Source organism: Cyclobacterium xiamenense (assembly GCF_900109255.1).
Classification (GTDB): Bacteria; Bacteroidota; Bacteroidia; order Cytophagales; family Cyclobacteriaceae; genus Cyclobacterium; species Cyclobacterium xiamenense.
In genome coordinates this window covers 47736-73275 of the sequence record NZ_FNZH01000005.1, presented here as the reverse complement: position 1 = coordinate 73275, position 25540 = coordinate 47736, and the positions used below count along the sequence as shown (strand labels likewise).

The following is a 25540-nucleotide window of genomic DNA, read 5'->3' as shown; positions in this document are numbered from 1 at the left end:
ATTCAGAAAAAACTCAAAATATATCCCATGAAACAGCTACTATCTCCCATCCTACCCCTACTCCTTCTGGTGGGCAGTTTTACGCATACCACTGCTGAAACACGACTAGCCAATCCCTTTCTTGGCATGTGGGGCCTGGAAATCGAAGGTGGCGGTGTCGGCTGGCTGCACGTGAGTGAAGAAAAAGGGTACCTCGACGCCGAACTGCTGTGGATCGGAGGAAGCGTGCTTCCCGTAGCCCATGTCTACCTGGCCGATGAAAATACACTGGTCGTCACCCGGACCAACACGGCTAAAAAAAGCGAAGATCGGAGCCATACCCTCACCCATACCCTCCGCATAGTGAAATCAGGAGATTCCCTGAAAGGGACCATGACAGGACCCGGCCGAGGCGGGGAAATCCAATCCCACTTCACCGGAAAACGAATGCCTCCCATGCCGGATAAACCCGATTTAGCCGACCTTCGGTACGGAAAACCAGTCTCCTTATTCAATGGCACCGACCTGAGCGGTTGGGTATTGATGAACCCCAGGCAGGCCAATGGCTTTTCGGCGCAAAACGGCGTGCTGCTAAACGACCCCGTGCAGCCGGAAAATGGAGCCCACGTCTCCTACGGCAACATCCGCACCGAGCGGGAATTCGAAGATTTCAATCTCAAACTAGAGGTGAATGTACCGGAGGGAAACAACAGTGGGGTGTACCTGCGGGGTATTTACGAAATTCAGGTAGTGGATTCCTACGGAAAACCGCTGGACTCCCACAATATGGGTGCCTTATACAGTCGGATCACCCCCAGCCAGGCTGCCGAAAGACCGGCCGGCGAATGGCAGTCCATGGACATTACTCTGGTAGATCGGCACGTTACCGTTATTCTCAACGGCAAAAAAATTATTGACAACGAGCCAGCCTGGGGCCCTACCGGTGGAGCCATGAGTGCCGACGTGCTGGCTTCCGGACCAATATACCTGCAGGGAGATCATGGCAAGGTGAGTTACCGGAACATTGTTTTGACGCCCATTGAGAAATAAGCAAGGATTCCAATCCTCCACCTCTTATCCGGCATGCACCATATAGCCGTGACCGGATAAGGGATTTAGGCTGCCAGCGAATGTCGTATTTCCGCATGTCCCTTCGAAAACTGCTTACCCGTTTACACCTGATCCTTGGACTGGGGACGGGGCTGTTGTTTTTCGTCATTGCGCTTTCCGGTGCGATTTATACCTGGGAACCGGAATTCAGTCGGCTTGCCTACCATCAAGCCGTGGAAGCGCAGGACAAACCGGTTGTCTCCATCGCTGACCTACGGAACAGCCTGGAAAAAACCTTTCCCGAGGGAGATTTCCGGACGGCCCTCTACCGCGACCCGGAAAGCAGCATCGAAGTACTGTTGTACGCCCCTGGTACCTATTATCTCGCACAACTAAACCCCTATTCGGCCGAACTGATTCATTTACAAGACATGAATAAGGGCTGGATTAATTATCTAAAAAAACTCCACCGAAACTTACTTTTGGGAGAATTGGGCCGGGAAATTGTACACTGGGTAACCCTGCTGGCCATTCCCCTGTTGGTATCCGGATTGGTGATTTGGTGGCCCGCTACGGGCCGGCCAACGAAAGATAAGTTTTTCCTGAAAACTACCGGGAGCGCAAAAAAACGGAACTACGACCTGCATTCCGTACTGGGATTTTATGTTTCATGGGTCCTTATTTTCGCTCTTATTACAGGGATTTATTGGGGTTTTTCCCCTGTAAAAGAAACCATTAAGCTGCTCAGTGGAGAAAATACCATCGCATGGGAGACCCCTCGATCCGAGGTTCCGGCGAGGCCCGTAGAAAACGATGGAATCCTCGACCAATTAATTGCCGACTACCGGAACACCTTTCCCAAATCGGAAGTACGAATAGGTATCCCGCATAGCGAGGAAGACCCCATCCACCTCTCTGTCATTGACCCCGGCAAAGGACTGACCGCCATCAATCACTACTACCACGACCAATACAGCGGAGAAAGAATTGAGGGCGTATTCCGCAACGGTCTGTCCAGCGAAATCTCAACTTTCAATGCGATCAACGGCATGGTGTACGAAATTCATTTTGGGAGTATTTTGGGGCTTCCGGGAAGGATTCTCGTGTGTATGGCAGCAATGGTCGCGGCATCCCTACCGATCACCGGACTGCTTGTCTGGCTCGGTAAACGAAAAAGCAAAAGGGTCTAGCTCCCGCTCCAGGCGCTTTAAAATAGGTTGCCGGATGTCCGAAAAACAAGAGCAACTGCATCTTTTCGATCTTTTTTCTGTATTTTGCCAAGCAATTTCTGCACATTTAGTAAATTACCGCCGGGGCGGTGTATGCCACGGTCAATGCTTCTACTAAGCCAATAACAATGCTAACTTTTGATGCAATAGTCATCGGCTCGGGTATTTCCGGTGGCTGGTCCGCCAAGGAATTGTGCGAGAAAGGTTTAAAAACCCTGGTCTTAGAGCGGGGACGGAATATCGAGCACATCAAAGACTACCCCACCGCCTCCAGGCATCCCTGGGAGTTGGAGCACCGAGGTACGGTACCCAAAGCGTATACGGATGCGAACCCCATCTCTTCCAAAGCATGGCTTTTTGACGAGGGGTCGGCCCATTTCTTCATCAACGACGACGAGCACCCCTACGTCCAAAAGAAACCCTTTGATTGGATCCGCGGGTACCAGGTCGGTGGCAAATCACTCACCTGGGGTCGGGCCAGCAACCGTTGGAGCGATAACGAATTCAAGGCCCCGGAGCGCTTCGGCTATGGTATTTCCTGGCCGATTGGCTACGACGACATCGCTCCCTGGTATTCGCATGTGGAGAAATTTTCCGGAATCTGCGGAGGCACCGATGGAGTGGCCTCCATGCCCGACGGAGACTACCTCCCCCCGTTTCCCCTAAACTGCGTGGAGCAGCACATGCAAAAAACCCTTGCGTTGCAATTCCCGGACCGAAAGATGGCTGCAGGGCGCTGGGCCCATTTGAGTGAACCCCAGGCCATTCACCTGGAACAGGGCCGGGGAAAATGTCAATGCCGGAACCTTTGCGTGCGCGGCTGTCCACTAGGCGGCTATTTCAGCTCTGTCGCTTCCACCTTGCCCTGGGCCCAAAAAACGGGTAACCTGACCATTCGTCCGCATGCTGTAGTGCATTCTATCGTCTACGAGGATACCTTACAACGAGCAACCGGGGTAAGGATAATCGATACCCAAAGCAAAAAAGAAGAAATAATCGCTGCCCGTCTGGTATTTGTGAACGCCTCGGCACTCAATACCAACCTGATATTATTGAACTCCACCTCTGCACGCTTCCCCAATGGATTGGGCAACGATAGCGGGGTACTCGGCAAATACATCTGCTTCCACAATTACCGCCCAAGTACCTGGGCCACGATCGACGGATTTGACGATGTTTACGTCGATGGCCGGGTTCCTTCCGGCCCCATTATGCCAAACTTTAAAAACTTTGGTCAGCGAAATGCTGCCTTTCTGGGCGGCTACATGACCTTCATGGGCGCCTTCCGGCCAAAGCGTGCCAACGTCCCTAATACCGAACCGCAATTGGGTGCAGCCTTCAAACACCGCATGAGCGAACCAGGTCCATGGCGGGTCTACATGTACATGCAGGGTGAAACCCTACCGAAGGCCACTAACCGGGTCAGCCTAAGCAGTAGCAAGAAAGATCCCTGGGGCATCCCCCAATTGGTGACAGATATTAGCTACGATGAGAATGACGAGTTGATGATTCAAGATTTTCACGAAGAATCCCGGAAAATGATGGAAGCCTTGGGCTGTAAAAACATCGAACACGTGGACAACAAACAAAATCCCGGCCTGGACATACACGAGATGGGTGGGGTACGCATGGGTAAAGACCCCACCACCTCCATGCTGAACGGGTACAACCAATTGCACGCATGCAAAAACGTCTTCGTAACAGATGGCGCCTGCATGAGCAGCACCGGCAACCAGAGTCCCTCGATTCTGTACATGGCCCTATCGGCACGCGCAGCGGACTATGCAGCGGAACAAATCAAAAACGGAAACCTATAACCCCTTGGCGATGGATCGACGATTGGCACTAAAACAAACAGCTCTTTTGGTAGGCGGTACGGTGGTTGGCGCAGAGCTATTTTTGTCCGGCTGTGGTTCGGAGACACCCCATTCCTTCGCCTTCACCTCCAGGGACATTTCCCTGATGGACGAAATAGGCGAGACTATTTTGCCGGAATCTGATCAGTCACCTGGTGCGAAAGCTGCGGAAATCGGGCATTTTATGGCAAAAATGGTGCTTGACTGCTACGGAACCGGGGAGCAGGAGATCTTTCGGCAGGGATTGAAGACCATCGATCGCCTCGCTAAGGAAGACCAGGGTGTAGATTTTCTATCCTTGGATTTCCAACAAAAGACCGAACTCCTTACCCGACTTGACTGGGAAGCCACACAATCCACCCGAGGAGAATCCGTTCATTTTTATACCCTAATAAAGCAATTGACCCTTTTGGGATACTTTACTTCGGAAATCGGAGTTTCCCAGGCACTTCGCTACAATCCCTCACCGGGTGAATATGATGGCTGCGTGCCGTACAACAAGGGAACTCCGGCCTGGTTCGGCCCTACGTCCTCCATCGGCTGATTTCTGTTACTAGGATGCTTCCGCACCCCAGGTTGGGTTTTGTAACAGGGAGACCGAATGGCCACATGGCCGCACTATATCTCATTCGTTTCGGAACTTCTCTTTTCTCAGCAACTTTTTATAAATAACTTGGTGAGCAAACTGGCCATTCATGCAAAATAACCTAAAAAGAAGAATTCTAATTTCGGTGCTTGTAGTGACCGGGATCATCGTCCTGTATGCCGAGATTTTTGTCTGGTCCATGGCCTATTTTGAAGACCGGGAAGTCACCTTTCCTCAAGGCTTACAGGTAGTGGTAGAGTCCCTTACCACCAGTGGCTACGGCGGATTTTCGCCCTGGGAAAGTGACTTTATGAATTACTTCGTCCTTATCATGAACCTTACCGGAGTGGTTTTTGTGTTTGTGGCCTTCCCGGTTTTTTTTCTGCCGTTTTTGACAAATGCTATCGAAAAATCTGTCCCCACCAGCGTGAAAAAAAGCGACCACGTGATTATTTGTTCGTATTCCGCACATGCCGAAGTCTTGGTAAAGGAACTCAACTCCCGGAACCAGGATTATGTGATCATTGAGGCAGCAGAGAAAAAAGCGAAAGAGCTTTTATTGGCCGGATTATCGGTAATGAAAGGCAACCCGGAATCCGAAGTCGCATTGGAAGCAGCGGGACTAAAACGAGCAAAAGCCGTGGTTCTCAACGCAACGACGGACAAGAATATTAGCATAATTTTTTCGATCCGAAACATCAATAAAACGGTAAAAACGATCGCCGTACTCGAAGATGAGGAAATGGAAACCTACCACAAACTCGCCGGAGCGGATAGCACCATCTCTCCACGGCAGCTCATTGGGAAAAGCCTGGCTGCCCAGGTACCGGCCATATCGATCAACGACAGTGTGGAGATAGATACAAACGTGGAGCTCATTGAAATTGATATACAGGAGGGTAGTGAACTCTGCAACAAGTCTGTCAAGCAAGCAAATTTGCTGGAAAAATACCATTTAAATATCATCGGAGCGTGGCAGAATGGTGAATTTCAAAGTCCGGTATCGACTGATCTGGTCTTAAAATCGAAAATCCGATTACTTGTTGCCGGCGACCGGGAGGAACTCGCCCGGCTCAATAAGAAAGCGGAAGCGAAAATCCGGCATTTTGAGCGAAATAAGGTACTGATTTTGGGATTCGGTTTGTCCGGACAGGCGGCCGATGCCCTGCTGAAAACGAAAAGGATAGCCATTAAAGTGGTAGATATTCGCGAAAAAGAAGGGGTAGATATTGTCGGGGATATCCGAAAAGCAGCGACACTCCGGCAGGCCGGAATTGAGGAAGCATCCGCCCTGATTGTAACCATTCAAGACGATACCATGGCGCTATTTGCTACCCTATTGGCCCGTAGCTTGAATGGGAAAATCCACATCATTGTGCGGGCAAATAAGATAGAAAACGTCAAAAAACTATACGCTGCCGGTGCGGATTACGTACAATCCCTGGCTACCGTAAGTGGCCGAATGCTGGCCTCCAGCATATTTGAAGACGAGACCTCACTCGCTGCGGAAAAGCAAATTAACCTGGTGCAATTACCGGCAGGCAAGCTATTGGGAAATACACTATCCAAAAGCAATGTGCGGGCCGAAACGGGCTGCACCATACTGGCAGTAATCAGGGACGGAAAAAAGATTTCTGGCATGGACCCCAACACATTCACGTTTGGAGACGCTGACTACGTCATCCTTGCCGGAACCGATGAAAGCATCCGGAAGTTTGAGGAAATGTTTGTGAACTAAGCCGCTTGATTGGGAATGCACCCCACTTGCAATCCGTGTAGTTGTTCTTCCCCGTCGTTGACTCGGTAGTTTTAAAAAATAGCCAATTTGTGGCAACAAAGTTATTGCTTTCTACTTCTGAAAGAATTCGAGGGGTAGACCTACGGAGGGGTTTTTCGACAAGACGGAGCCCTGCCCGGGACAAAAAAGCCTTCAGGAGTTTATGGATACCCTGCCAATTAAGTAACTTGCACCCAACGCTGAATTGTACCACATCCGAAAACAAAAAAAACACCACCGAATGAAGCTTATTTATGCACTACTATTTTTGATGCCAGTTTCGCTGCTTGCCCAATCCACTGATGTAGGGAACTGGATGATCTATTTTGGTGATAAAAAAATTTCCGAGAAGTGGAATTGGCACCACGAAGTACAGTACCGAAACTTCAACGCAATCGGCGATACCGAACAGTTGCTTCTCCGCACGGGAATTGGTTACAACCTGAGCGAAAACAACAACAACCTCCTGTTGGGATACGGATTCATTTACAGCGAACCCTACATAGGCGATACGGATGACAAGACCCAGTTCAACGAGCACCGCATCTACCAGCAATTTATCACCCGGCAAACGAGCGGACGCGTTGCTTTTCAACACCGGTACCGGTTTGAGCAACGTTTTTTTGAGGACGATACCAGACTCCGTCTTCGGTATTTTTTAGGCATTACGGTAGCACTCAATCACAACCAACTTGTGGATAATACCGTTTATTTATCTGCATACAACGAGCTGTTTGTGAATACCGAACAGACCGTTTTTGATCGAAACCGATTGTATGGAGGAGTAGGGTATCGAATTTCGAAAAATGTCCGGACAGAGATCGGGTACATGAACCAACGAACCAATACCGTATCCCGAAACCAACTGAATCTGATTGCCTTTGTAAATTTCTGAACGCGTTGCGTTCAGGCCCAAAACCGTTTTTACCAGTTTAACTGAACGCAATAGAATGACTACATTACAATCAATCGTAGGGCTAGTGACATTTACCCTGCTTGTCGCCTGTGCCCGTCCCAATCAAACGGAAGAAGCCTTACCAAGTAGTAACGAACAAACGGCAAGCCCCCTGGTTCAGGAGGTCCTTACCCGGGAGCAGCGGGATGCGCTGTCTCCGGGCGATGTTTTGCAATCCTTTAAAGAGGGAAATGAGCGGTTCCAAACAAACGACCTAACAGCGAGAGACCACTCGGCGCAGGTACGAAAAAGTGCCTCCGGCCAATTTCCCAAAGCGGTAGTATTGTCTTGTTTGGATAGCCGGGTACCGGTAGAAGACGTTTTTGACAGGGGTATCGGTGATATTTTTGTGGGTAGAGTGGCCGGTAACTTTGTTAACGAGGATCTATTGGGAAGCATGGAGTTTGGCTGTAAAGTGGCCGGTTCCAAGTTAATTTTGGTTTTGGGACACGAGCACTGCGGTGCTGTACAGGCAGCTATCGAAGACGTAAAAATGGGTAACATCACTGCCATGCTGAGTAAAATTCGTCCGGCAGTGGACGCGGTTGTCTACGAAGGTGACCGGACGGCTGCCAATCCGTCTTTTGTGCAAAAGGTCTGCGAACAGAATGTCCGGCACACCATCGAGCAGATACGGGCGAATAGTGAGATTCTCAAAGAAATGGAAGCCTCTGAAGAAATAATGATTGTCGGCGGCGTATACGACATGGATACGGGAAAAGTAACGTTTTTGGAATAAAATACCGCCAACGATCATCTCCCTCGTTACTCACCGGCTCCCTGCCTGCAATAAATCCGGATATACTCCTACTTATCCCTGAATATTTATCGAATCATTCAAAACAGGGCATGTGAAGAAAAAAAATATCGGCTATTTTTTAAAAAAAATGGAGGAAATTCCCTTTCTTGTAGTAGAACAGTCTGGATGCAGCCCATCTGGGATAATTAATTTTGTAAAAGCTGATACAACCAAACCGTACAGGCATGTATTTTTCAACACAGGAGCTGCTGAAATCGGCGCTGATTGACGGCCAGCGAAATCCGAAAATCGCCTCCTACCTGCTTTTTGTTGCCGCGGAAAATCACCCCGACAAGGCATCCTTCGAGGAGATCCTCGCATTGAACGAAAAACCGCTCCTGGGAGGTATTTTTCCCGAAATTATCGGAGAGGGAATCCGGTACAAAACCGGTTTTGCGCTAGTGCCGCTTGAAGAGCGGCTACAGGTAGCCTGTTTTGAATCGCAGCAGGGAATTGTTTCACCGGAAGCGTTCAGGCATTGGCTGGAAGAACAGCCGGTAGAAGCCGCAAGTGTTTTTTGCTTTGTGAACGCGTTCTGGTCAGAAAAAACGACCTTCTTACACGCACTTTATGACGTATTCGGCCCTTTTGTCAATTACCTGGGGGGTGGCGCAGGTTCGCTGAGTTTCAAATCCTTTCCCTGTATCCTTTCCAACCAACGCGTGATCGAACGGGGGGCCGTGATCGGACTCATGGACGAAACCGTCCAATTAGGCGTAGCTCATGGATGGCAGCCGATTAGTGACCCTATCAAAGTCACCCAAACCAAGGGAAATACCATCGTCAGCCTTAACTGGAAACCCGCTTTTGAGGTCTACCGGGAGCTGATCGAAGCCCACTCCCAACAACGGATCTGCCGGGAAAACTTTTTCGATATTGCACGTTCCTATCCGCTGGGGTTGGTTCGGTTGGACGACGAAATGATCATTCGAGATCCCTATGCGACCGAAGCGGGTATGCTCCATATCGTGGACGAGGTCCCCGAAGGCGAATACATCCGCATCATGCATGGGGATTTACATTCTCTGCTAAAAGGGGCTAAGGAGGCCGTTAGCAGCGCGTTTAATGGCCAAACTGCTGAAGGAAATCAGGTATGTTTTGATTGTATATCCCGGGTACTGTTTATGCAAGGCGACTTTCAGCAGGAGCTTACTTTTCTCAACCAAACCCAGCCAATGGACGGGGCGCTGAGTATTGGTGAAATCGCCAATATCGGCAGTGCCTCGCTGGAATTGTTTAATAAAACGGTAGTTGTGGCACGATGGAAAAAGACAAATTAAACATTCAGGTTCTTTTAGAAATCGCTTTGAACCAGCGGATTCAGGGAGAAATTGAGGATAGCCTGGAAAGGGTACTGACTTTGTATCTGCGCAAACTAAACTGTTTTGCAGCCGCGATTTTTCAAAAGGACGCGCTGGTGCAGGTACTACCCAAGGCCATGCTTAAGCGTGAAAATTGGTTGGTACAAGCAAAACAATTGCTGGCAGGGGTGGATTCACACTCCCAACAACCCCATTACCAACTGCTGGATCAGATACATTGGTACGCATTCCCCCTGGATCGCTACGGTTATATGGTATTGATGCGGCAGCGGGCGCTCGGCCCCGAAATGCAATGGGAACTTGGGCGCGTGGCCTACCAATTGGGCCGCGACCTCTGTCAGGCAAAAGAGGAGCAACGGCTGCGGCTATTGCAGGAACTTTTTGACAATTCTTCCGATGCCATACAGATAGCCGAGGAAAGCGGTAAGCTCTACTATATTAATATGAGGGCTGCAGAGCGTTTGGGGATCGAAAAACAACAGGCACAGCGGTACCGGGTCGGCGATTTTGAGATGATTTTTGAAAACGAGCAAAATTGGAAACGTCACGTGCAGGATTTGGAGGCCAGTGGACAGATGATCATAGAAGGCACCAATATCCACCAAAAAACCGGAGAAACCACCCCGGTAGAGGTTACCGCTACCATTACCCGGATTAAAGACAAAAAATTTATCGTCGCGATCTCACGCGACATCAGTGAACGAAAAAAGCAAGAGCGTGCATTGAACGCTTCGAATCAGAAGTTGACAAGCATCTTTAACGAGATGAGCGACGTGGTTTGGTCGGTAAAATTACCAGAAAACCAGGTCATCTTTATCTCTCCATCCGTTGAAAACCTGTACGAGATCGCCCCAGCCGAATGGCTCGCAGATATCGGCTGCTGGGAAAAATACATCTACCCGGAGGATCGGGCAGTAGTTACAAAAATACGCAAAGCACTTGAGGCCAAGGGCTCTTATTCCGTACGGTACCGAATTCTGACACCCTCTGGTAAAACCAAATGGATTCGAAATAACGGGAAGCTAATTTTCGACAACGAAAGGAAAGCCATCCGCCTGGACGGGGTGATGATGGATCGAACCCAGCAATACCAGGCCCAGGAAACCCTGCAGCAAGAACTTAAATTGCAGGAGGTACTCATCGATATCGCTACCACCTACATCAATCTTGACCTTTCCAACTTAAGCACCACCGTGCAACAGTCGCTTGAAAAAATGGGTCATTTTGTCGCGGCGGACAGGGCCTATATTTTTGACTACGATTTCAAAGAAGGGACGACCTCGAATACCTACGAATGGTGCGCCGAAGGAATAAATCCCGAGATCAATAATTTGCAACAAGTACCCATCTCCCTGTTACCAAATTGGGTAAAAGCCCATCGGAGAAACGAGGCATTCTATGTGCCTCGGGTACAGGACCTTGACGACGAAAAAGACGGCGGGCTGAAATCCCTGCTTGAACCGCAAAATATCAAAAGCCTGATCGCCATCCCCATGATGGATAGAGAGAGATTGGTAGGTTTTGTGGGATTCGATTCTGTAAAAAAACACCACCAATACAGTCAAAAAGAGCAAAAACTGCTCTACCTCTTCGGACAGATGCTTATCAACGTCCGCAACCGAAAAAAATGGGGCGTACAACTACAGGTACAGGAAGAAAAATTCAGAAACCTAATCGCCAATATGAATCTGGGCCTGTTGGAAGTAGACCTATCGGACCAGGTCATCTATGCCAATCAGAGCTTTTGCCAGATGTCCGGATATACCCTGAACGAGCTAAAAGGGCAGCTGGCCACCAACCTTCTTTACCCGGCAGGACAACAAAATCGGGTCAACCAGAAAAATCAGGAAGGCGAGCAAGGAATTACCACGAGCTTCGAGGTGGAAATAAAAAACAAAAAGGGAGAGCCCAAATGGTGGTTCGTTAGCTGGGCACCCAATTACAACGATCAGGAGCAACTCATCGGAAGCATTGCCGTGCACCTGGACATCACCGAACAAAAACAACTCGAACAGGAATTGGCCAAAGCCAAATCGTTTGCCGAGGCCGCCGCCAAAGCAAAAGAACTTTTTCTGGCCAATATGAGCCACGAAATACGTACCCCGCTCAACGTAATCATTGGCATGATACGGCAGTTGAGAGCAGAAAATCTGGGACCAAAACAGCATGGATACGTGCTCCAGGCGCAAACCTCCGCTAAGCACCTGCTGACCATCTTAAATAATATCCTGGATGTCGCAAAAATTGAATCCGGTGATTTGGAAATTATCCAATCGGAATTCAGTCCCGCTGCCATGGCGCAGAACGTGTATTCCATTCTCTATTCCCAGGCCAAAGACAAATGCCTGGACTTTTCCCTTCAGGTAAGCCCCCAGATTCGCCCCGTACTGGTCGGAGACGAAGTCCGCCTACGGCAGGTACTCATCAACCTCCTGGGCAATGCCATTAAATTTACCGAAAAAGGAAATATTCAACTGCGCGTACACGTACTGCAAGAAACCGATTCCAGCCAAACCCTGCAATTCGAAACCGCCGATACCGGCATTGGCATGTCCGAAGAATTTATTCAAAAGATATTCGATAAGTTTTCTCAGGAGCAAAACACCTCCAATCGCAGGTTTGAGGGAACCGGATTGGGCATGGCCATTTCACACGATCTGGTGCGGCTCATGGGCAGCGAACTACAGGTGGAAAGCCGAAAAAACGAAGGTACCAAATTCTCTTTCGTCCTCACACTGCCGATCGGTGACCCCAGTAAACTGGTATCCCAAAGCAAGGAGACAAAACCCGGTACCTTTCTCGGCCGCAAGGCGCTGCTCGTCGAAGACAACGAAATGAACCGCTTTATTGCCATGCAAAGTCTGGATTTTATGGGGTTCCAAACGACCGAAGCCGAAAATGGAAAAAAAGCCATCGAACATATTAAAAACAAAACCTTCGACCTCATTCTAATGGATATACAAATGCCCGTGATGGATGGAGTAGAAGCGACTGCCTACATTCGTCGGCAACTCAACGTGACTACGCCCATCCTGGCACTTACCGCCAATGCCTTCCGGCACGACATCGATTTGTACCTCCATACCGGTATGAATGACTTTATTACCAAACCCTACGATGAACAGGATTTTTTCAGGAAAATCGAGCAGGTACTTCGGAAGCCAACAACCCCGGAGACGGAATCAGAACCCGATCAGACCGACAGCGGGAACGACGATGCACCCGCGAAAACGTCAACCCAGCCCCTGTTCGATCTGTCGCAATTGGAAGAAATAAGCAGAGGCAGTGAGCAGTTTATTCAAAAAATGTGCGAACTATTTGTTTCCCTCGCCGATGAAATCACCGGTGAAATGCAACAAGCCTTGGATCAGAGAGATTGGCCGCGCATCCAAAAAGCGGCCCATAAAATAAAACCAAGCTTGGACCAATTTGGGGTGGATTCCATCAAAAACACCGTACGCGACGTCGAAGATTACGTCATGCGCCGCGACAACGAAGAGGAATTCAAGGACATGGTGCGCCAAATCATCGATACCCTGCATCAGGTTGCTGCAGGCCTACCGAAAGCATCGGCAGCAAATGGGAACGAATTGGGGTAGCGCCAGGGCTTTTTTACCCGCGTGGATTTCAACAGATCTTCCCCAAAATCTGGCCGAATCAGTTCCCATGACCCCTTATCTGTTCCATCCAACCGCTGGCAAAAAGAATCAATTGTCCCTACCTCCTCCACGAAAAAAGCCTGAGCAGGGCTAGGTGGTACAGTCAATCTGCCACGGTAGAAATAAAATTTTATTATTCCCAAATATTTCAGCATATTCGTAGGTAAACCGACCAGCAAAAACCTCATTGGCTTGCTGGTAGCACTGTGTAACGTATACCCATGGCTGTTTGTACGACCCCTTCGAATCCCTGGCTTCCTGTGCCGCTGCTGGCACTTTGCGTGCTGGGAAACTTTTGCTGTACACCCGATCTAAAGAATCAGGACTGGCCCGAATACCTGGGTGGGCCCGACCGAAACCATTACTCACCCCTGGCCCAAATCAGCCCGGAAAATGTCGGAGACCTCCAGATCGCCTGGAGCTATTCTACCGGAGACAGCGGGCACATGCAGACCAATCCCCTGATCGTAGACGGGGTGCTGTACGGTGTGAGTGCCTCCTTGCGTCCCTTTGCCCTGGATGCCGCTACCGGTCAAGAAATCTGGCGGCACGAATCTGCAGAAAAAGGGGCTTTCAGTGCTTGCAGAGGCCTGAGCTACTGGAAAGCAGGCATCGATGAGCGGATACTTTATACCCAGGGCGAATGGCTTCATGCAGTGGATGCACGGACGGGCAAGCCGATTCCGGGTTTTGGTACAGCCGGAAAGGTAAGCCTGAAAACCGGTCTTGGTCCCACTGCCCGGAACAAGATGGTCCTATCCAATACACCCGGCACCGTCTTCGAAAATTTGATCGTCATGCCACTACGGGTGGCGGAGGACCACCAGGCTGCGGCCGGGCACATTCAGGCCTTTGACGTCCGAACAGGCGCCCTGGTGTGGGTGTTTCATACCATTCCCCATCCTGGGGAATACGGGTACGAGACCTGGCCACCCGATGTGTACAAAAACGAGGGGATTGGCGGTGCCAACAACTGGGCAGGCATGGCGGTGGACCGGGAACGCGGGATTTTGTACGTGCCCACCGGATCTGCAGCACCCGATTTTTACGGCGGTGACCGGCCCGGCGCCAATTTGTTCGCCAATACCCTGCTGGCATTGGATGCGCGTACTGGTAAACGCATCTGGCATTACCAATTGGTTCACCACGACATCCTGGACATGGATTTGCCGGCTCCTCCCAACCTGATTACCGTCCGCCATGCCGGAAAAACAATCGATGCCGTGGCGCAGGTCACCAAACACGGCTACGTTTTTTTGTTTGACCGGGAGACAGGACTGCCCCTTTTTGATATAGAAGAAGTACCCGTGCCTGCCTCCGCCATCCCAGGCGAACAGGCATGGCCTACCCAGCCCATCCCCAGCCGGCCAGCCCCCTTCGCACGGCAGCTACTATCCGACTCCCTCATCAACCCCAAGGCCAACAACCGGGATGAACTTCTGGAAATCCTCCGTAATTCCGGGTATCAGGGACCCTTTACCCCGCTCAACGAGCGGGGTATGCTGGTTTTTCCCGGCCTGAGTGGTGGCGCCATCTGGGGAGGTGCAGCAGCAGACCCGGAAGGCATCCTGTATATCAACAGTAACGAAATGGCCCGCTACATGGGTATCGGACCGAGTACGGCTCCCGAAATCCTGGACGCCATGGGGAGCGGGGAGCGGGTGTATACCCTAAACTGCGCGCCCTGCCACGGCACCGACCGCAATGGCCATCCCCAAAGCGGCTACCCTTCACTTCGCCAAGTGAGCGAGCGCAAAACAGCGGATGAAATTGCGGATCTCCTCCATGCCGGTAAAGGGATGATGCCGGCCTTTCCGGGATTGGCTGAGGAGGAAAAGGAAGCACTTATCAAGTACCTGTTAACCGAAGCGCGCATGAGCGGGGCTTCCCAGGAACCCGGACTGATAGCCGAAGCAACGGGCTTACAGGCTCCCGCCTGGGTGGTAAACCGCTACATGAAATTTTTGGACGATCAGGGCTACCCGGCAGTGCGCCCGCCCTGGGGTACCCTGACGGCCATCGACATGAATTCCGGTGATTTCCGCTGGCAGGTGCCTTTCGGAGAAAACCATGCAGGGACCCATGGCGGGGATTCCGCAGCCGGAACCGAAAGTTTTGGCGGCCCATTGGTTACGGGCAGTGGTTTATTGTTTATCGCAGCTACCCGAGACGGGAAGTTGCGCGCCTACGCTACAAACACCGGAAAATTGCTTTGGGAAACCCTGCTGCCTGCAGCAGCTTTTGCCACGCCAAGCAGCTATTCGGTCAATGGGAAACAGTACATCGTCCTCGCTTGCGGTGGCGGCCGGTTCAATACCCCCACAGGTGACCAATACGTCGCGCTTGCCTTACCGTAGCGACACTCGAAACAGCTCGCTTACCTGACGTGGTCGGGATCCAAGTGGCACACAGAAATTTGCTTTATTAGATCATGCTGTGTAACCACCTCCAGCAGTAACGGCTAAATCGTGGGTAAAGAAGGCAGGCTGACAAATCATCCTTATGCTCGCCGGTAAGTCATTCGTTAAGGAAAGCGGAAGGATGAAGCCGGCCTGCACGGGACCCAGTGTCCCTATTTCCCATAAAGTCTGACAAATGACCAGTACACTAGATCCGTTCCTCAAATCTAGCTCCGAAAAGAATTCCATTGACTTCGGACAATCAAACCATCCTTTCGTCCTGACCTTCTTTCCGATTGCTGCTAATCTATTTATATTTAGTCGATTACATAAACTTTTCCCATATCTTACCAATAAAACCCATCTGCCGTGAAAATTTTCAAAATAATCGTAGCATCTGTCTTTCTGCTGGTTTTGACAACCCCTCTTTCAATGGCACAGGAAGCGACGCTGGAATTTCAGAATGCAGCAAAAGCAATGGAAGCAGCCCAGACCTACACGAAAGCACTTCAAGCAGGTGATGTGGCCACAATGAACGCTCAGTTCGCAACAGGTGCCATGATTTATGGTTTGGGTGGGGGATTGGACTCACTTACAGTGGCACAGCACAACGACTATTACACCACTAGTACCAACCAATTCACGCACAGCCTTTCGCAAGAGCTTTATCTGCCAGTCAAAGTTACCAATAACTGGAATGAAGGCGAATGGATCCTGTCATGGGGAATAAACACGCTTACAAACAAGGCAAGTGGGGAAACAATTAAGGTCCCCTACCACTCTGCTTCCCGTATGGAAAACGGTAAAATTACGTTTATGAGATACTGGTACGACATGCTTAATATTCTAGAAACGCAGGGGTTTAAGGTGACTCCTCCTGCTAATTGAGCAAATCTCCGACTTCGTCATGTCATATTTCCTTTGGTGACCTTGAGATCACCAAAGCGATTTATTTGCCCGCTCGAGTAGGATTTTTCTGTCTTCTCTTGAAGGAGTTGATACTGAAAAAAAAAAAATCCCACGCTAATGAAGGTCCCATTAATTGCCATCCCGCTTTGTTTATTGGCTTCCAGCGTTTTTTCTCAAGGAACGATCCAGGGAAAGATTCTTGATTCCCAGACAAAAGGGATATCCTATGCCAGCGTACTGCTCAGGAATGAGCCGGATTCCTCGCTGATCAAAGGGGCCATTTCCGATGACTCCGGAAACTATGTTTTTACGGATATCCCAAAAGGACAATACTATGTGGAAGTAACGATCCTGGGATATGCCAAAAACTATTCCCCGGTGTTCCCTTTTTCGGGGACTGAAAAAAATGAGTTGGCGGCTATCCTATTGAAGGAAGAGGACCAGAACCTGGATGAAGTAACGGTAACCGCCACCCGGCCACTATTTGAGTTGGAACAGGGAAAAATGGTGGTCAATGTAGCGAACAGCGTGTCTGCTGCGGGTTTGTCCGTCATCGATGTGCTGGACAGGTCTCCCGGGATAATGGTGAACAGGCAAAGCAATACACTTTCCGTCTTAGGGAAAAACGGCGTGGTTATCCTGATGAACGGCCAACGGTTCAGAATGCCCCTGGAGGCGGCGTATCAAATGCTGGCCGGTCTCAATTCAAGTGATGTCGAAAAGATCGAAATCATTACTGTTCCTCCGGCCAACTACGATGCGGACGGAGATGCGGGGTTTATCAATATTGTGATGAAAAAAGACAATGACATGATCGGTACCAATGGTTCGCTAACATTCGGCCAAGGCTATGGATCCGGCTATAACGGCAATATGAGTTTCAACCTCAACCATCAGGGCCCTAAATTCAGTTGGTTTGGTCTTTTGTCAACAACTTATGTAGATCAGGTTCAGGAATGGGAAAGCTTCAGAGGCAACAACAACGGATTTGAAGACATTGGAATTGATACCTACAGCGATCGGTTTTCCACCAGAAAGTCCATCAATTATCAGGCAGGTTTTGACTACAAACTAAGTACAAACACCATCTTTAGTGGCTTGGTCAGTGGTTATACTAACCAGTGGAATTTGTCTGCACCGACGATTACAGAAGCCAATTTTTCCATCTCCCTGGACACCCTTACACGGATGACAACGGTAGAGAACAATACATGGAATCATATTATGGGCAATATCAATCTTCAGCATACATTCCAAAACGGGCAGGTCATCAGTACCAATGTAGATTACCTGACCTACAAAAATTCCAACCCATCCGGGTACACCATCATGAATTATGATGAATCCTATGATTTGATCGGATCAGAGGAATTCAGAATAACCAAGGATACCCCAATTAATCTTTGGGTAACGGACTTTAACCACTCCATGAAAATCGGGGAATCAGTAGCCGTAGAATCAGGTCTCAGAGCTACTTTTTCAGAATTTACCAATACGGTGCTTTTCGAAGAGAAACTTGGATCAGATTGGCTGATTGATTCAAACTTCACCAACGATGGCTTTCTCGAAGAAGATATATTGGCAGCTTTTTCTACAGCAAAAATTGAATTTGATGAAAAAACTACCTTAAATGCAGGGCTACGATACGAGAACACCAAAACCAACCTGACGACCGTTTCAGGAGAAAAACTCGTTGACAGGCATTACGGGGATTTCTTTCCAACGGCATTTTTATCCAGAAAAATCAATGCTGACAACCTGGTACAACTGTCTTACGGACGCAGGATTACCCGTCCCACCTTCAATGAAATGGCACCTTTTGTGTTTTATTCGGACCCTTTTACCTTCTTCGCCGGAAATGAAAACATCCTGCCTACCTACACCAACAATATCAAAACAGATTATTCTTACAAGCGTATGATTTTCTCAGTGCAGCATAGCATGGATAACGATGTAATTGCACAATTTCAACCTACCCTAAATGAAGAGACCAACACCGTATTCCTTAAAACAGAAAATATCGACCATAGGCAGACGGTATCCATAATTGTCGCTTTCCCCTTGCAATTGACTTCCTGATGGGAAACCCAAAACAACGTCACGGCAAATTATCAGAAAGTCAATTCAGAACTGAATGGAGAGGCCTATGCTGTTGATCAGACAGGTATTCAGGTAGTACTCACAAATAGCTTTACACTTCCCAAAAAATATACCATTGAGTTGATGGGATATTATATGTCTCCCGGTATCATGGGATATTACCAGGTACTTTCGCGGGGCTTTCTCAATCTGGGAATCCAAAAAGACTTCCAAAAAGCAGGGATGTTGAGGTTATCCTTCAACGATATACTTGAAACCAGTCAACTCAGGTGGAGATCTTTCGATGGTGCTGATTTGGAAATTACAGGTAGGCTCAAATTTGAAAAAAGGGTATTTATGGCTACCTACACCTACAAGTTTGGAAACAGTAAGATCAAAGGAACCAGAGACCGAAAAGTAGGCTCCCAGGAAGAACAGAGAAGGGTGACCAATTGATCATTTTTCTTTGGGAAAATAAATCGAGGCATTCGGACAAAAAAGAGTAGGGCTTCGTCCTTGATGGGTTTCCTTTCAACATTTAAAAGGTTAATTTTTAGACCGATGTAGTACTAAACGTCAGATTTGAGTCCGTGATGGTTTTTGCCAAGATCAAAAATATACGATTCGCCAAAAACGATCTCTATGATATAAGAAAAACCAGCACACTTCTGCTTATGACCTATAGCCTACGAATATTCCCATGCCAAATACCGGAACTCCATCTATACCCAGCAGTTTCCAACCGTATCCTGGCGGGAAGTCAAAGGGCTGGTTTTGCCTGAATATTTGATAGAAATCAAATTGGAAGTACAAGAACGAATAAATCAATAAACCCTAAAATAATGAATCATGAAAACTCTTGAAGGAAAGCTCAAAAGAGCAAGTGAAAACCGGGCCATTATAGATGGGCTTTACAAAGCTTTTGCCGAAGGCGATATCCCAACAGTTTTGGGAATGATGGATTCAACGATCGTTTGGAATGAAGCCGAAGGTAACGCGTATGCGGATAGTAATCCCTACATAGGACCTGATGCCGTTTTGAATGGCGTTTTTGGCCGCATTGGCGCAGAACATGCGTATTTCAACTTAAAGGATATCGTGCTTCATGAAATGTTTAATGACAAAGTACTAGCCACCCTACGCTATGATGGCAAACACAATAATGGCAATAGTTACGACGCCCAAGTGGCGCATTTCTGGACACTTAAGGATGGAAAAGTGATTGCTTTTCAGCAATATGTGGATACAAAAAAATTACATGATGCTTTTAGTAAGTAAAAAGATCCTCAAAGGGATTAACTACCAAAAATTTAATTTACGCCCATTCGACAATACCCTCACGTTAAACTAAATCAAAATAATGAACGTATCCGCTTATGCCGCCAATGGCCCCCATGAAAAACTAACGCCTTTTTCCTACGAATTAGGAGCGGTAGGCGCTGAACAGGTTGATATCAACGTTATCAACTGTGGTATTTGCCATTCAGATCTGAGCATGATAAACAATGACTGGGGAATGACGGCCTACCCCATTGTACCTGGCCATGAGATCATAGGCGAGGTAATCGCGGCAGGCAATGCTGTCAAAAATGTAAAGGTAGGGGATAAAGTCGGTGTGGGTTGGTTTTCGGGATCCTGCATGTCCTGCCATGAATGTATGGATGGTGCGCATCATCTCTGCAGCTCTGCCGAACTCACTATAGGTGGTAGACATGGGGGCTTTGCAGACCATGTGCGTTGCCATTGGTCATGGGCAATTCCCCTGCCCGAGGGTATCAATCTGGATAAAGCCGGACCCTTGCTCTGTGGGGGAATTACCGTGTTTAATCCGATCATTCTCGCCGGAGTCAAAGCAACGGACAAGGTTGGCGTCATCGGTATCGGGGGCCTGGGCCATTTGGCCCTTAAATTCCTAAATAAATGGGGTTGTGAAGTCATCGCTTTTAGCTCCAACCCGGATAAAAAGAAGTCCATTATCGACATGGGAGCTACCCAGGTGGTGGATTCCAGGAATCCCGAGGAACTGGCAAAAATCGCCGGAAGTTTGAGTTTCATTCTCAATACAACCAATGTGACCTTGGATTGGAATTCCTATTTGGCGGCCTTAGCTCCAAGAGGAAAGTTTCACAATGTGGGAGCGGTATTAGAACCGATGGCTATTCCTGCATTTTCTCTGATTATGGGCGAAAAGTCTGTGGCAGGAAGCCCTCTCGGAAGCCCGGCCTTGACACGAACCATGTTGGAATTCTGTGTGCGGCATGACATTTATCCGATTACAGAAGAATTCCCGATGTCCCAAGTCAATGAAGCCCTGCAACATCTGGAATCCGGGAAGGCCCGTTTCCGAATTGTACTGAAAAATTAACGGGTAGCAACATCCCAGGATTAAGCAGTTGTCGTCAAAAAGGAGTCCGCCGAAAACCGATTTAGAGTAGGCTAAAAACTAAAAAAAATGAAACAGGTAGCTTTTCTTATTGTCCTTTTGGCATTTACCCTCAATGCCTATTCTCAAGGTTCTTTTACGGAAAAGACCTTCCATGAATTTATGGCTATAGCGGAAGATCGGATGTTTACATTAGAAAATACCGATGAAAACTTTGTATTTATTACAGGTAATGGCCAGAAAATGGGTCGCACAGCGATAAAGGAAGCAACCTCAACGATGAGCGTAATCAATGAGTTTTCAGAGCTAACCATTAATCAATCAGGTGGTACGGCAATCGTTTCGGGCATTATCGACCAAAAAATAAGTCAAAAAGAGAATCCTTCAGCTATTTTTGAATACAAAGGCGCATTTACGGCCGTTTGGGCATCTCAAAAAAAGAAGTGGGTATTGATGTCCTGGCAACATTCCGATTACAGGCCGAATAACCAATAATCCTGATCAAGGCAACCGAACTCCATCCTGTGGGAATTAAGAGCAAATTGGAAAGGTGGGCCGAAAACCGATTTAACGTAGGCAGTTCGTATACAAAAAGAATATTTATGGAATTAAAAGTTATTGGATTAGGTCTGGGAAGAACCGGCACCTATTCGTTGAAAACAGCACTGGAACAACTACAACTGGGTCCTTGCCACCACATGGAGCGGGTGGCTCAAAACATGCCCGTTCAATTGCCCCTTTGGAATGAACTATTGAATCACCCGGCCAATTTTGACGCTGTTTATGAAGGCATGCAGAGCGCCGTTGATTGGCCAACCGCTGCCTTTTACAAAGAGCTTTATGCAACGTATCCGAATGCTCAGTTTATTTTAACACACCGAAGTAAAGAATCGTGGGCGGAAAGCTTTGGTTCTACGATCTACAAATTGCTTAGCGGGCGGGAAAACGCACCGGCACCCGTTCAGGAGTGGCTCAATATGGTGGTGAAGGTGATTGAAAAATCAGGTTTTCCCATGGGCCTTGATTTCGAGGGCCTGGCAGAAAGATACGAAGCACATAATAAAGCGGTACAGGCTTTAATCCCACCCGAACAACTACTGGTATATCAGGTAAAGGAAGGCTGGGAACCATTGTGCGGGTATTTAAACGTAGAGGCCCCCGATTCGGCGTTTCCCCGCACCAATAACCGGGAAGAATTCTGGGATTTGGTAAATGCTGCCACAAAGCCAACATCTTGATTTTTGGATTGATTCATGGGTATTTATTGCTGTGGGTAGGAGAGATATTTTATAATTATGCTTTGATGGGATTTTTGGTTTATTCCTTTCGAAATATGGCTCCCAAAAATCTTATCCTCACTGCAATTATACTTTTCTGTATTGGAACTGCCTGGAACCGAAAAGACCCTGAATGGTTTGCTAAGGTGCAATAAGCTGAGGTTGCTATTGCTTCGGGTCAGGAACCTTCAAAGGAACTGAAGGAGGCAATGGATTCATGGGACAAAAGAGAAACTGGAACTTCCCCGGAAGTCACGAGTAAATTTAATGGGGAAACTGGGGAGCATGCCGGTAAAATTAGAAAAATAAATTCCTGAATTGGGAAAGAAAATGCACCCTTTCGTCCTTGATGGATTTCAGTTTTCATGGCTATGTGCGTATTCGAATTAGGTATTAGTAAAGGACGATGTGAAAAGAGTGGAAGTGCTGAGGAAATACAATAGGTTGAATCAGTAACATCAAACAATATGAAAAAAATCTTAGCCCTTTTAGCTTTTGCAGTTTTACCCACACTGGAAGCTTTTTCACAAAAGCGAATTATCGACATGCATATTCACTCCTATACAGAGAGTGATTTTGGCGAACGGGAGCCTGTTACTGATCACTATGGAGTCAAAGGGTCTGCTAATGCGAAAGCGCATCTTACAGAGACTTTTGCGGCAATGGAGCGATTGAATATTGTGAAAGCCATGGTCAGTGGAAACCCCGAAAGTGTAAGAATCTGGAAAGAAAATGATAGAGAGAACAGGGTGATTCGGGGTATTCTGAGTTTTTTGCCAGACGATCATGATATGGATATCGTCAAGTTTGAGAAAATGATTAAAGCCGGTGAAATTGAAGTTTTTGGAGAACTGGGTCCCTATTACAGCGGCACTACCTTGAGCGATTCCATTTGGCAGCCCTATCTTGAGATTTGCGAAAAATATGATATCCCTGTGGCGGTGCATACGGGAGGAGGCGATCCAATGGGAACCTACTCTTGGGCACCCAAAGCCAGACTCTCATTAGGCGATCCTTACCTCATTGAAGATGTATTGGTAAAATACCCCAAACTCCGTGTCTATTTAATGCATGCCGGAGGAGAAGATTGGCCAGAGCACGCCATTCGATTGATGGCCTACTACCCCCATCTCTATACCGATATCGCTGTATTGCTCTGGGTAGAACCCAATACGCAACGATACGTGACGGATTTTCTCCGAAATATTAAGCATGCGGGCTATCTTGATCGGGTCATGTTTGGCTCCGACCAAATGACTTGGCCTTATGCAATAGAGAAATCTATTGATTTTTTAAACAGTCTAGACTTCCTCACTGAGGAAGATAAAGAAGGGATATTTTATGGAAATGCAGCAAAATTCCTGAAATTGGAAGCAGTTGGTAAAATAGATTGACTAGCTTTAATAAATACCACAAAACATGGACCAGACGCATATTTTACCGGAACAAAAAGGACGCATCTTTATCGTAACAGGAGCCAATACAGGTTTGGGTTATGAAAATAGCCTATCCTTGGCAAAAAAAGGAGCGAAAGTGATTATGGCTTGCCGGAGCCTGGAAAAAGCCAATGCCGCTAAAGAAAACATAAAAAAAGAAGTACCAAAGGCAGATGTAGAAGTAATGGAAATTGACTTAAGTAGTTTAGATTCTGTGCGGAATTTTGCCAAAGCCTATCAATCAAAATATGACCGCTTAGATGTATTGATTAATAATGCCGGTGTGATGATGCCTCCTTATACCAAGACGAAAGATGGCTATGAATTACAGATAGAGGCCAATTTCCTGGGACATTTCCTGCTCACTGGCTTACTATTGAATACAATCCTAAAAACACCCAATTCCAGGATAGTAAACTTAAGCTCCATCGCCCATAAAAATGGGAAGATCAATTTTGACGACCTGCAAAGTGAGAAAAATTATTCCGCATCAGCCGCTTATGGGCAGTCAAAGCTGGCATGCTTATTATTTGCTTTTGAATTGCAAAGGAGGTTAGAAAAAGCCGGGCATGATCAAACCATATCAACGGCTGCACATCCAGGTATTGCCACTACCGAGTTGGCCAGGCATATGCCGAAAATTGTTTATGCTATATTGAAATACACAGTTGCTCCACTTCTAACGCATGCGCCAAAAGAAGGTGCAAAACCTACCATGGTAGCGGCAATTGGTGATGCAGCAGGGGGTGACTATTTTGGCCCAACAGGATTTAACGAGTTCAAAGGAAAGCCCGGTAAAGTCTCCGGTACAGCATTAGCAAATGATGAAGATGTGGCAAAACGTCTCTGGGAAGTAGCGGAAGAATTGGTGGGAATGAAATATTTATAAAAGATGCCGTAAACCAACGCGCTTTGATTTTCTATCCTGTAGAAATGATCTTTTTTTATCCGCCACTGGGATTGATATTTTGTTAGGTAGGTAAAATGAATTGAAAAAATAACGTAAAGTTTGTCTTAAAAATTAAATATTTCAGGCAAGACCACGCTGCATTAAAGTGTTAACTTCGCAGATTCAATTTGCTAGTCAAACCACCTGCAATAAAAATATTCATGTAAATTTGTTTAAAACTGACAAATGGAAGCACTACGTAAACGGATTGAGTTAAATCCTGAAATACTGGCCGGAAAGCCAGTCATAAAATGCACCCAATTGTCCGTTCAGTTCATTCTTGGATTGCTTGCCCACGGAGAAACTCCTCAATCAATTATTGAAGAATATAATTATATAACCGAGGAGGATATAAGGGCCTGTTTGCTGTTTGCAAACGAAGTATTGGAAAGTAATTTTTTCATCCCTTTGGCACCTTCCAAATGAAATTCATCGTCGATGAATGTACCGGCCCGACTGCTGCAAAATGGTTGGCCTCAGAAGGTCTTAATATCCTTTCAATTTCGCCGGATAGAAAAGGGATTTCGGATAACGAAATTCTTAAAATAGCTGTAAGTGAGGAGAGAGTTTTGATTACCAACGACAAAGATTTTGGTGAGTTGATTTTTAAAAACAGGCAGTCTCATTGCGGTGTTATTTTTTTGAGGCTCACTGACGAAGCCTCAAGGAACAAGGTATTAGTTTTGAAAAATCTGACCCAAAACTACCAGCAAATTATTGAAAAAGGACATTTTGTGGTTGTGACTGAAAAAAGTATAAGAAGCATTGGATAGACCGGGAAGAATTCTGGGATGGGATTTGGTGAATGCTGCCACAAAGCCAACATCTTGAGGCTGCGCAAACAAGAACATTCAGCGCTAAGTATATTAGTCTGTAAAAAAACGGCACGTGTTTCG

At 47.5% G+C, this 25540-nt stretch carries 19 protein-coding genes and 1 pseudogene; all 20 read left to right on the top strand.

Features of this window, described 5'->3' with window-relative positions:
• Positions 1–27: 27 nt before the first annotated feature.
• The 20 genes and pseudogenes from BMW71_RS16155 (at position 28) to BMW71_RS16035 (ending at position 25417) form a co-directional block, all read left to right on the top strand.
• Positions 28–1029: a 3-keto-disaccharide hydrolase gene (locus BMW71_RS16155; protein WP_092176296.1), complete on the top strand. Its 1002-nt coding sequence runs from the start codon at positions 28–30 to the stop codon at positions 1027–1029.
• Between the two features lie 95 nt (positions 1030–1124).
• Positions 1125–2219, top strand: coding sequence for a PepSY-associated TM helix domain-containing protein (locus BMW71_RS16150; RefSeq protein WP_092176293.1), 1095 nt, complete (start codon positions 1125–1127; stop codon positions 2217–2219).
• A gap of 167 nt (positions 2220–2386) precedes the next feature.
• Positions 2387–4075: a GMC oxidoreductase gene (locus BMW71_RS16145; protein ID WP_092176291.1), complete on the top strand. Its 1689-nt coding sequence runs from the start codon at positions 2387–2389 to the stop codon at positions 4073–4075.
• Positions 4076–4085: 10 nt separating this feature from the next.
• Entirely contained in the window at positions 4086–4658 is a 573-nt protein-coding gene (locus BMW71_RS16140) for a gluconate 2-dehydrogenase subunit 3 family protein (protein WP_177179676.1), read from the top strand.
• A 151-nt stretch (positions 4659–4809) separates the two neighbouring features.
• On the top strand, positions 4810–6438 hold the full coding sequence (locus tag BMW71_RS16135) for a potassium channel family protein (RefSeq protein WP_092176285.1): 1629 nt from the start codon (positions 4810–4812) through the stop codon (positions 6436–6438).
• A 280-nt stretch (positions 6439–6718) separates the two neighbouring features.
• Positions 6719–7372, top strand: a complete 654-nt coding sequence (locus BMW71_RS16130) for a DUF2490 domain-containing protein (protein ID WP_092176851.1) — start codon at positions 6719–6721, stop codon at positions 7370–7372.
• A 55-nt stretch (positions 7373–7427) separates the two neighbouring features.
• Positions 7428–8171, top strand: a complete 744-nt coding sequence (locus BMW71_RS16125) for a carbonic anhydrase family protein (RefSeq protein ID WP_092176282.1) — start codon at positions 7428–7430, stop codon at positions 8169–8171.
• 245 nt (positions 8172–8416) lie between these two features.
• A complete protein-coding gene (locus BMW71_RS16120) occupies positions 8417–9511 on the top strand; it encodes an FIST signal transduction protein (protein ID WP_092176280.1) in 1095 nt (364 codons plus the stop codon).
• The gene (locus BMW71_RS16115) at positions 9493–13152 is read left to right on the top strand and encodes a PAS domain S-box protein (protein ID WP_092176277.1); all 3660 of its coding nucleotides are present in this window, start codon (positions 9493–9495) and stop codon (positions 13150–13152) included. Before BMW71_RS16120 ends, BMW71_RS16115 begins: the two co-directional genes overlap by 19 nt.
• A 281-nt stretch (positions 13153–13433) precedes the next feature.
• A complete protein-coding gene (locus BMW71_RS16105; protein ID WP_092176272.1) occupies positions 13434–15569 on the top strand; it encodes an outer membrane protein assembly factor BamB family protein in 2136 nt (711 codons plus the stop codon).
• Positions 15570–15980: 411 nt separating this feature from the next.
• The gene (locus BMW71_RS16095) at positions 15981–16499 is read left to right on the top strand and encodes a nuclear transport factor 2-like protein (RefSeq protein ID WP_244891201.1); all 519 of its coding nucleotides are present in this window, start codon (positions 15981–15983) and stop codon (positions 16497–16499) included.
• Positions 16500–16637: 138 nt separating this feature from the next.
• A pseudogene (locus BMW71_RS16090) lies at positions 16638–19055 on the top strand (TonB-dependent receptor domain-containing protein).
• Positions 19056–19448: 393 nt separating this feature from the next.
• Positions 19449–19877: a nuclear transport factor 2 family protein gene (locus BMW71_RS16075; protein WP_092176261.1), complete on the top strand. Its 429-nt coding sequence runs from the start codon at positions 19449–19451 to the stop codon at positions 19875–19877.
• An 82-nt stretch (positions 19878–19959) separates the two neighbouring features.
• On the top strand, positions 19960–20964 hold the full coding sequence (gene ahr / locus BMW71_RS16070; RefSeq protein ID WP_092176258.1) for an NADPH-dependent aldehyde reductase Ahr: 1005 nt from the start codon (positions 19960–19962) through the stop codon (positions 20962–20964).
• An 87-nt stretch (positions 20965–21051) separates the two neighbouring features.
• Positions 21052–21477: a nuclear transport factor 2 family protein gene (locus BMW71_RS16065; RefSeq protein WP_092176256.1), complete on the top strand. Its 426-nt coding sequence runs from the start codon at positions 21052–21054 to the stop codon at positions 21475–21477.
• A gap of 107 nt (positions 21478–21584) precedes the next feature.
• Positions 21585–22220, top strand: a complete 636-nt coding sequence (locus BMW71_RS16060) for a sulfotransferase family protein (protein ID WP_092176253.1) — start codon at positions 21585–21587, stop codon at positions 22218–22220.
• Positions 22221–22726: 506 nt separating this feature from the next.
• Positions 22727–23653: an amidohydrolase family protein gene (locus BMW71_RS16050; protein ID WP_092176250.1), complete on the top strand. Its 927-nt coding sequence runs from the start codon at positions 22727–22729 to the stop codon at positions 23651–23653.
• 25 nt (positions 23654–23678) lie between these two features.
• A complete protein-coding gene (locus BMW71_RS16045; protein WP_092176247.1) occupies positions 23679–24584 on the top strand; it encodes an oxidoreductase in 906 nt (301 codons plus the stop codon).
• 246 nt (positions 24585–24830) lie between these two features.
• Entirely contained in the window at positions 24831–25070 is a 240-nt protein-coding gene (locus BMW71_RS16040) for a DUF433 domain-containing protein (RefSeq protein WP_092176245.1), read from the top strand.
• Positions 25067–25417, top strand: coding sequence for a DUF5615 family PIN-like protein (locus BMW71_RS16035; protein ID WP_092176242.1), 351 nt, complete (start codon positions 25067–25069; stop codon positions 25415–25417). Before BMW71_RS16040 ends, BMW71_RS16035 begins: the two co-directional genes overlap by 4 nt.
• The last annotated feature ends 123 nt before the right edge of the window (positions 25418–25540 follow it).

Coding starts and splice junctions, on each gene's coding strand:
- BMW71_RS16155 (WP_092176296.1), top strand. CDS start 28: ATGAAACAGCTACTATCTCCCATCCTACCCCTACTCCTTCTGGTGGGC.
- BMW71_RS16150 (WP_092176293.1), top strand. CDS start 1,125: ATGTCCCTTCGAAAACTGCTTACCCGTTTACACCTGATCCTTGGACTG.
- BMW71_RS16145 (WP_092176291.1), top strand. CDS start 2,387: ATGCTAACTTTTGATGCAATAGTCATCGGCTCGGGTATTTCCGGTGGC.
- BMW71_RS16140 (WP_177179676.1), top strand. CDS start 4,086: ATGGATCGACGATTGGCACTAAAACAAACAGCTCTTTTGGTAGGCGGT.
- BMW71_RS16135 (WP_092176285.1), top strand. CDS start 4,810: ATGCAAAATAACCTAAAAAGAAGAATTCTAATTTCGGTGCTTGTAGTG.
- BMW71_RS16130 (WP_092176851.1), top strand. CDS start 6,719: ATGAAGCTTATTTATGCACTACTATTTTTGATGCCAGTTTCGCTGCTT.
- BMW71_RS16125 (WP_092176282.1), top strand. CDS start 7,428: ATGACTACATTACAATCAATCGTAGGGCTAGTGACATTTACCCTGCTT.
- BMW71_RS16120 (WP_092176280.1), top strand. CDS start 8,417: ATGTATTTTTCAACACAGGAGCTGCTGAAATCGGCGCTGATTGACGGC.
- BMW71_RS16115 (WP_092176277.1), top strand. CDS start 9,493: ATGGAAAAAGACAAATTAAACATTCAGGTTCTTTTAGAAATCGCTTTG.
- BMW71_RS16105 (WP_092176272.1), top strand. CDS start 13,434: ATGGCTGTTTGTACGACCCCTTCGAATCCCTGGCTTCCTGTGCCGCTG.
- BMW71_RS16075 (WP_092176261.1), top strand. CDS start 19,449: ATGAAAACTCTTGAAGGAAAGCTCAAAAGAGCAAGTGAAAACCGGGCC.
- ahr (WP_092176258.1), top strand. CDS start 19,960: ATGAACGTATCCGCTTATGCCGCCAATGGCCCCCATGAAAAACTAACG.
- BMW71_RS16065 (WP_092176256.1), top strand. CDS start 21,052: ATGAAACAGGTAGCTTTTCTTATTGTCCTTTTGGCATTTACCCTCAAT.
- BMW71_RS16060 (WP_092176253.1), top strand. CDS start 21,585: ATGGAATTAAAAGTTATTGGATTAGGTCTGGGAAGAACCGGCACCTAT.
- BMW71_RS16050 (WP_092176250.1), top strand. CDS start 22,727: ATGAAAAAAATCTTAGCCCTTTTAGCTTTTGCAGTTTTACCCACACTG.
- BMW71_RS16045 (WP_092176247.1), top strand. CDS start 23,679: ATGGACCAGACGCATATTTTACCGGAACAAAAAGGACGCATCTTTATC.
- BMW71_RS16040 (WP_092176245.1), top strand. CDS start 24,831: ATGGAAGCACTACGTAAACGGATTGAGTTAAATCCTGAAATACTGGCC.
- BMW71_RS16035 (WP_092176242.1), top strand. CDS start 25,067: ATGAAATTCATCGTCGATGAATGTACCGGCCCGACTGCTGCAAAATGG.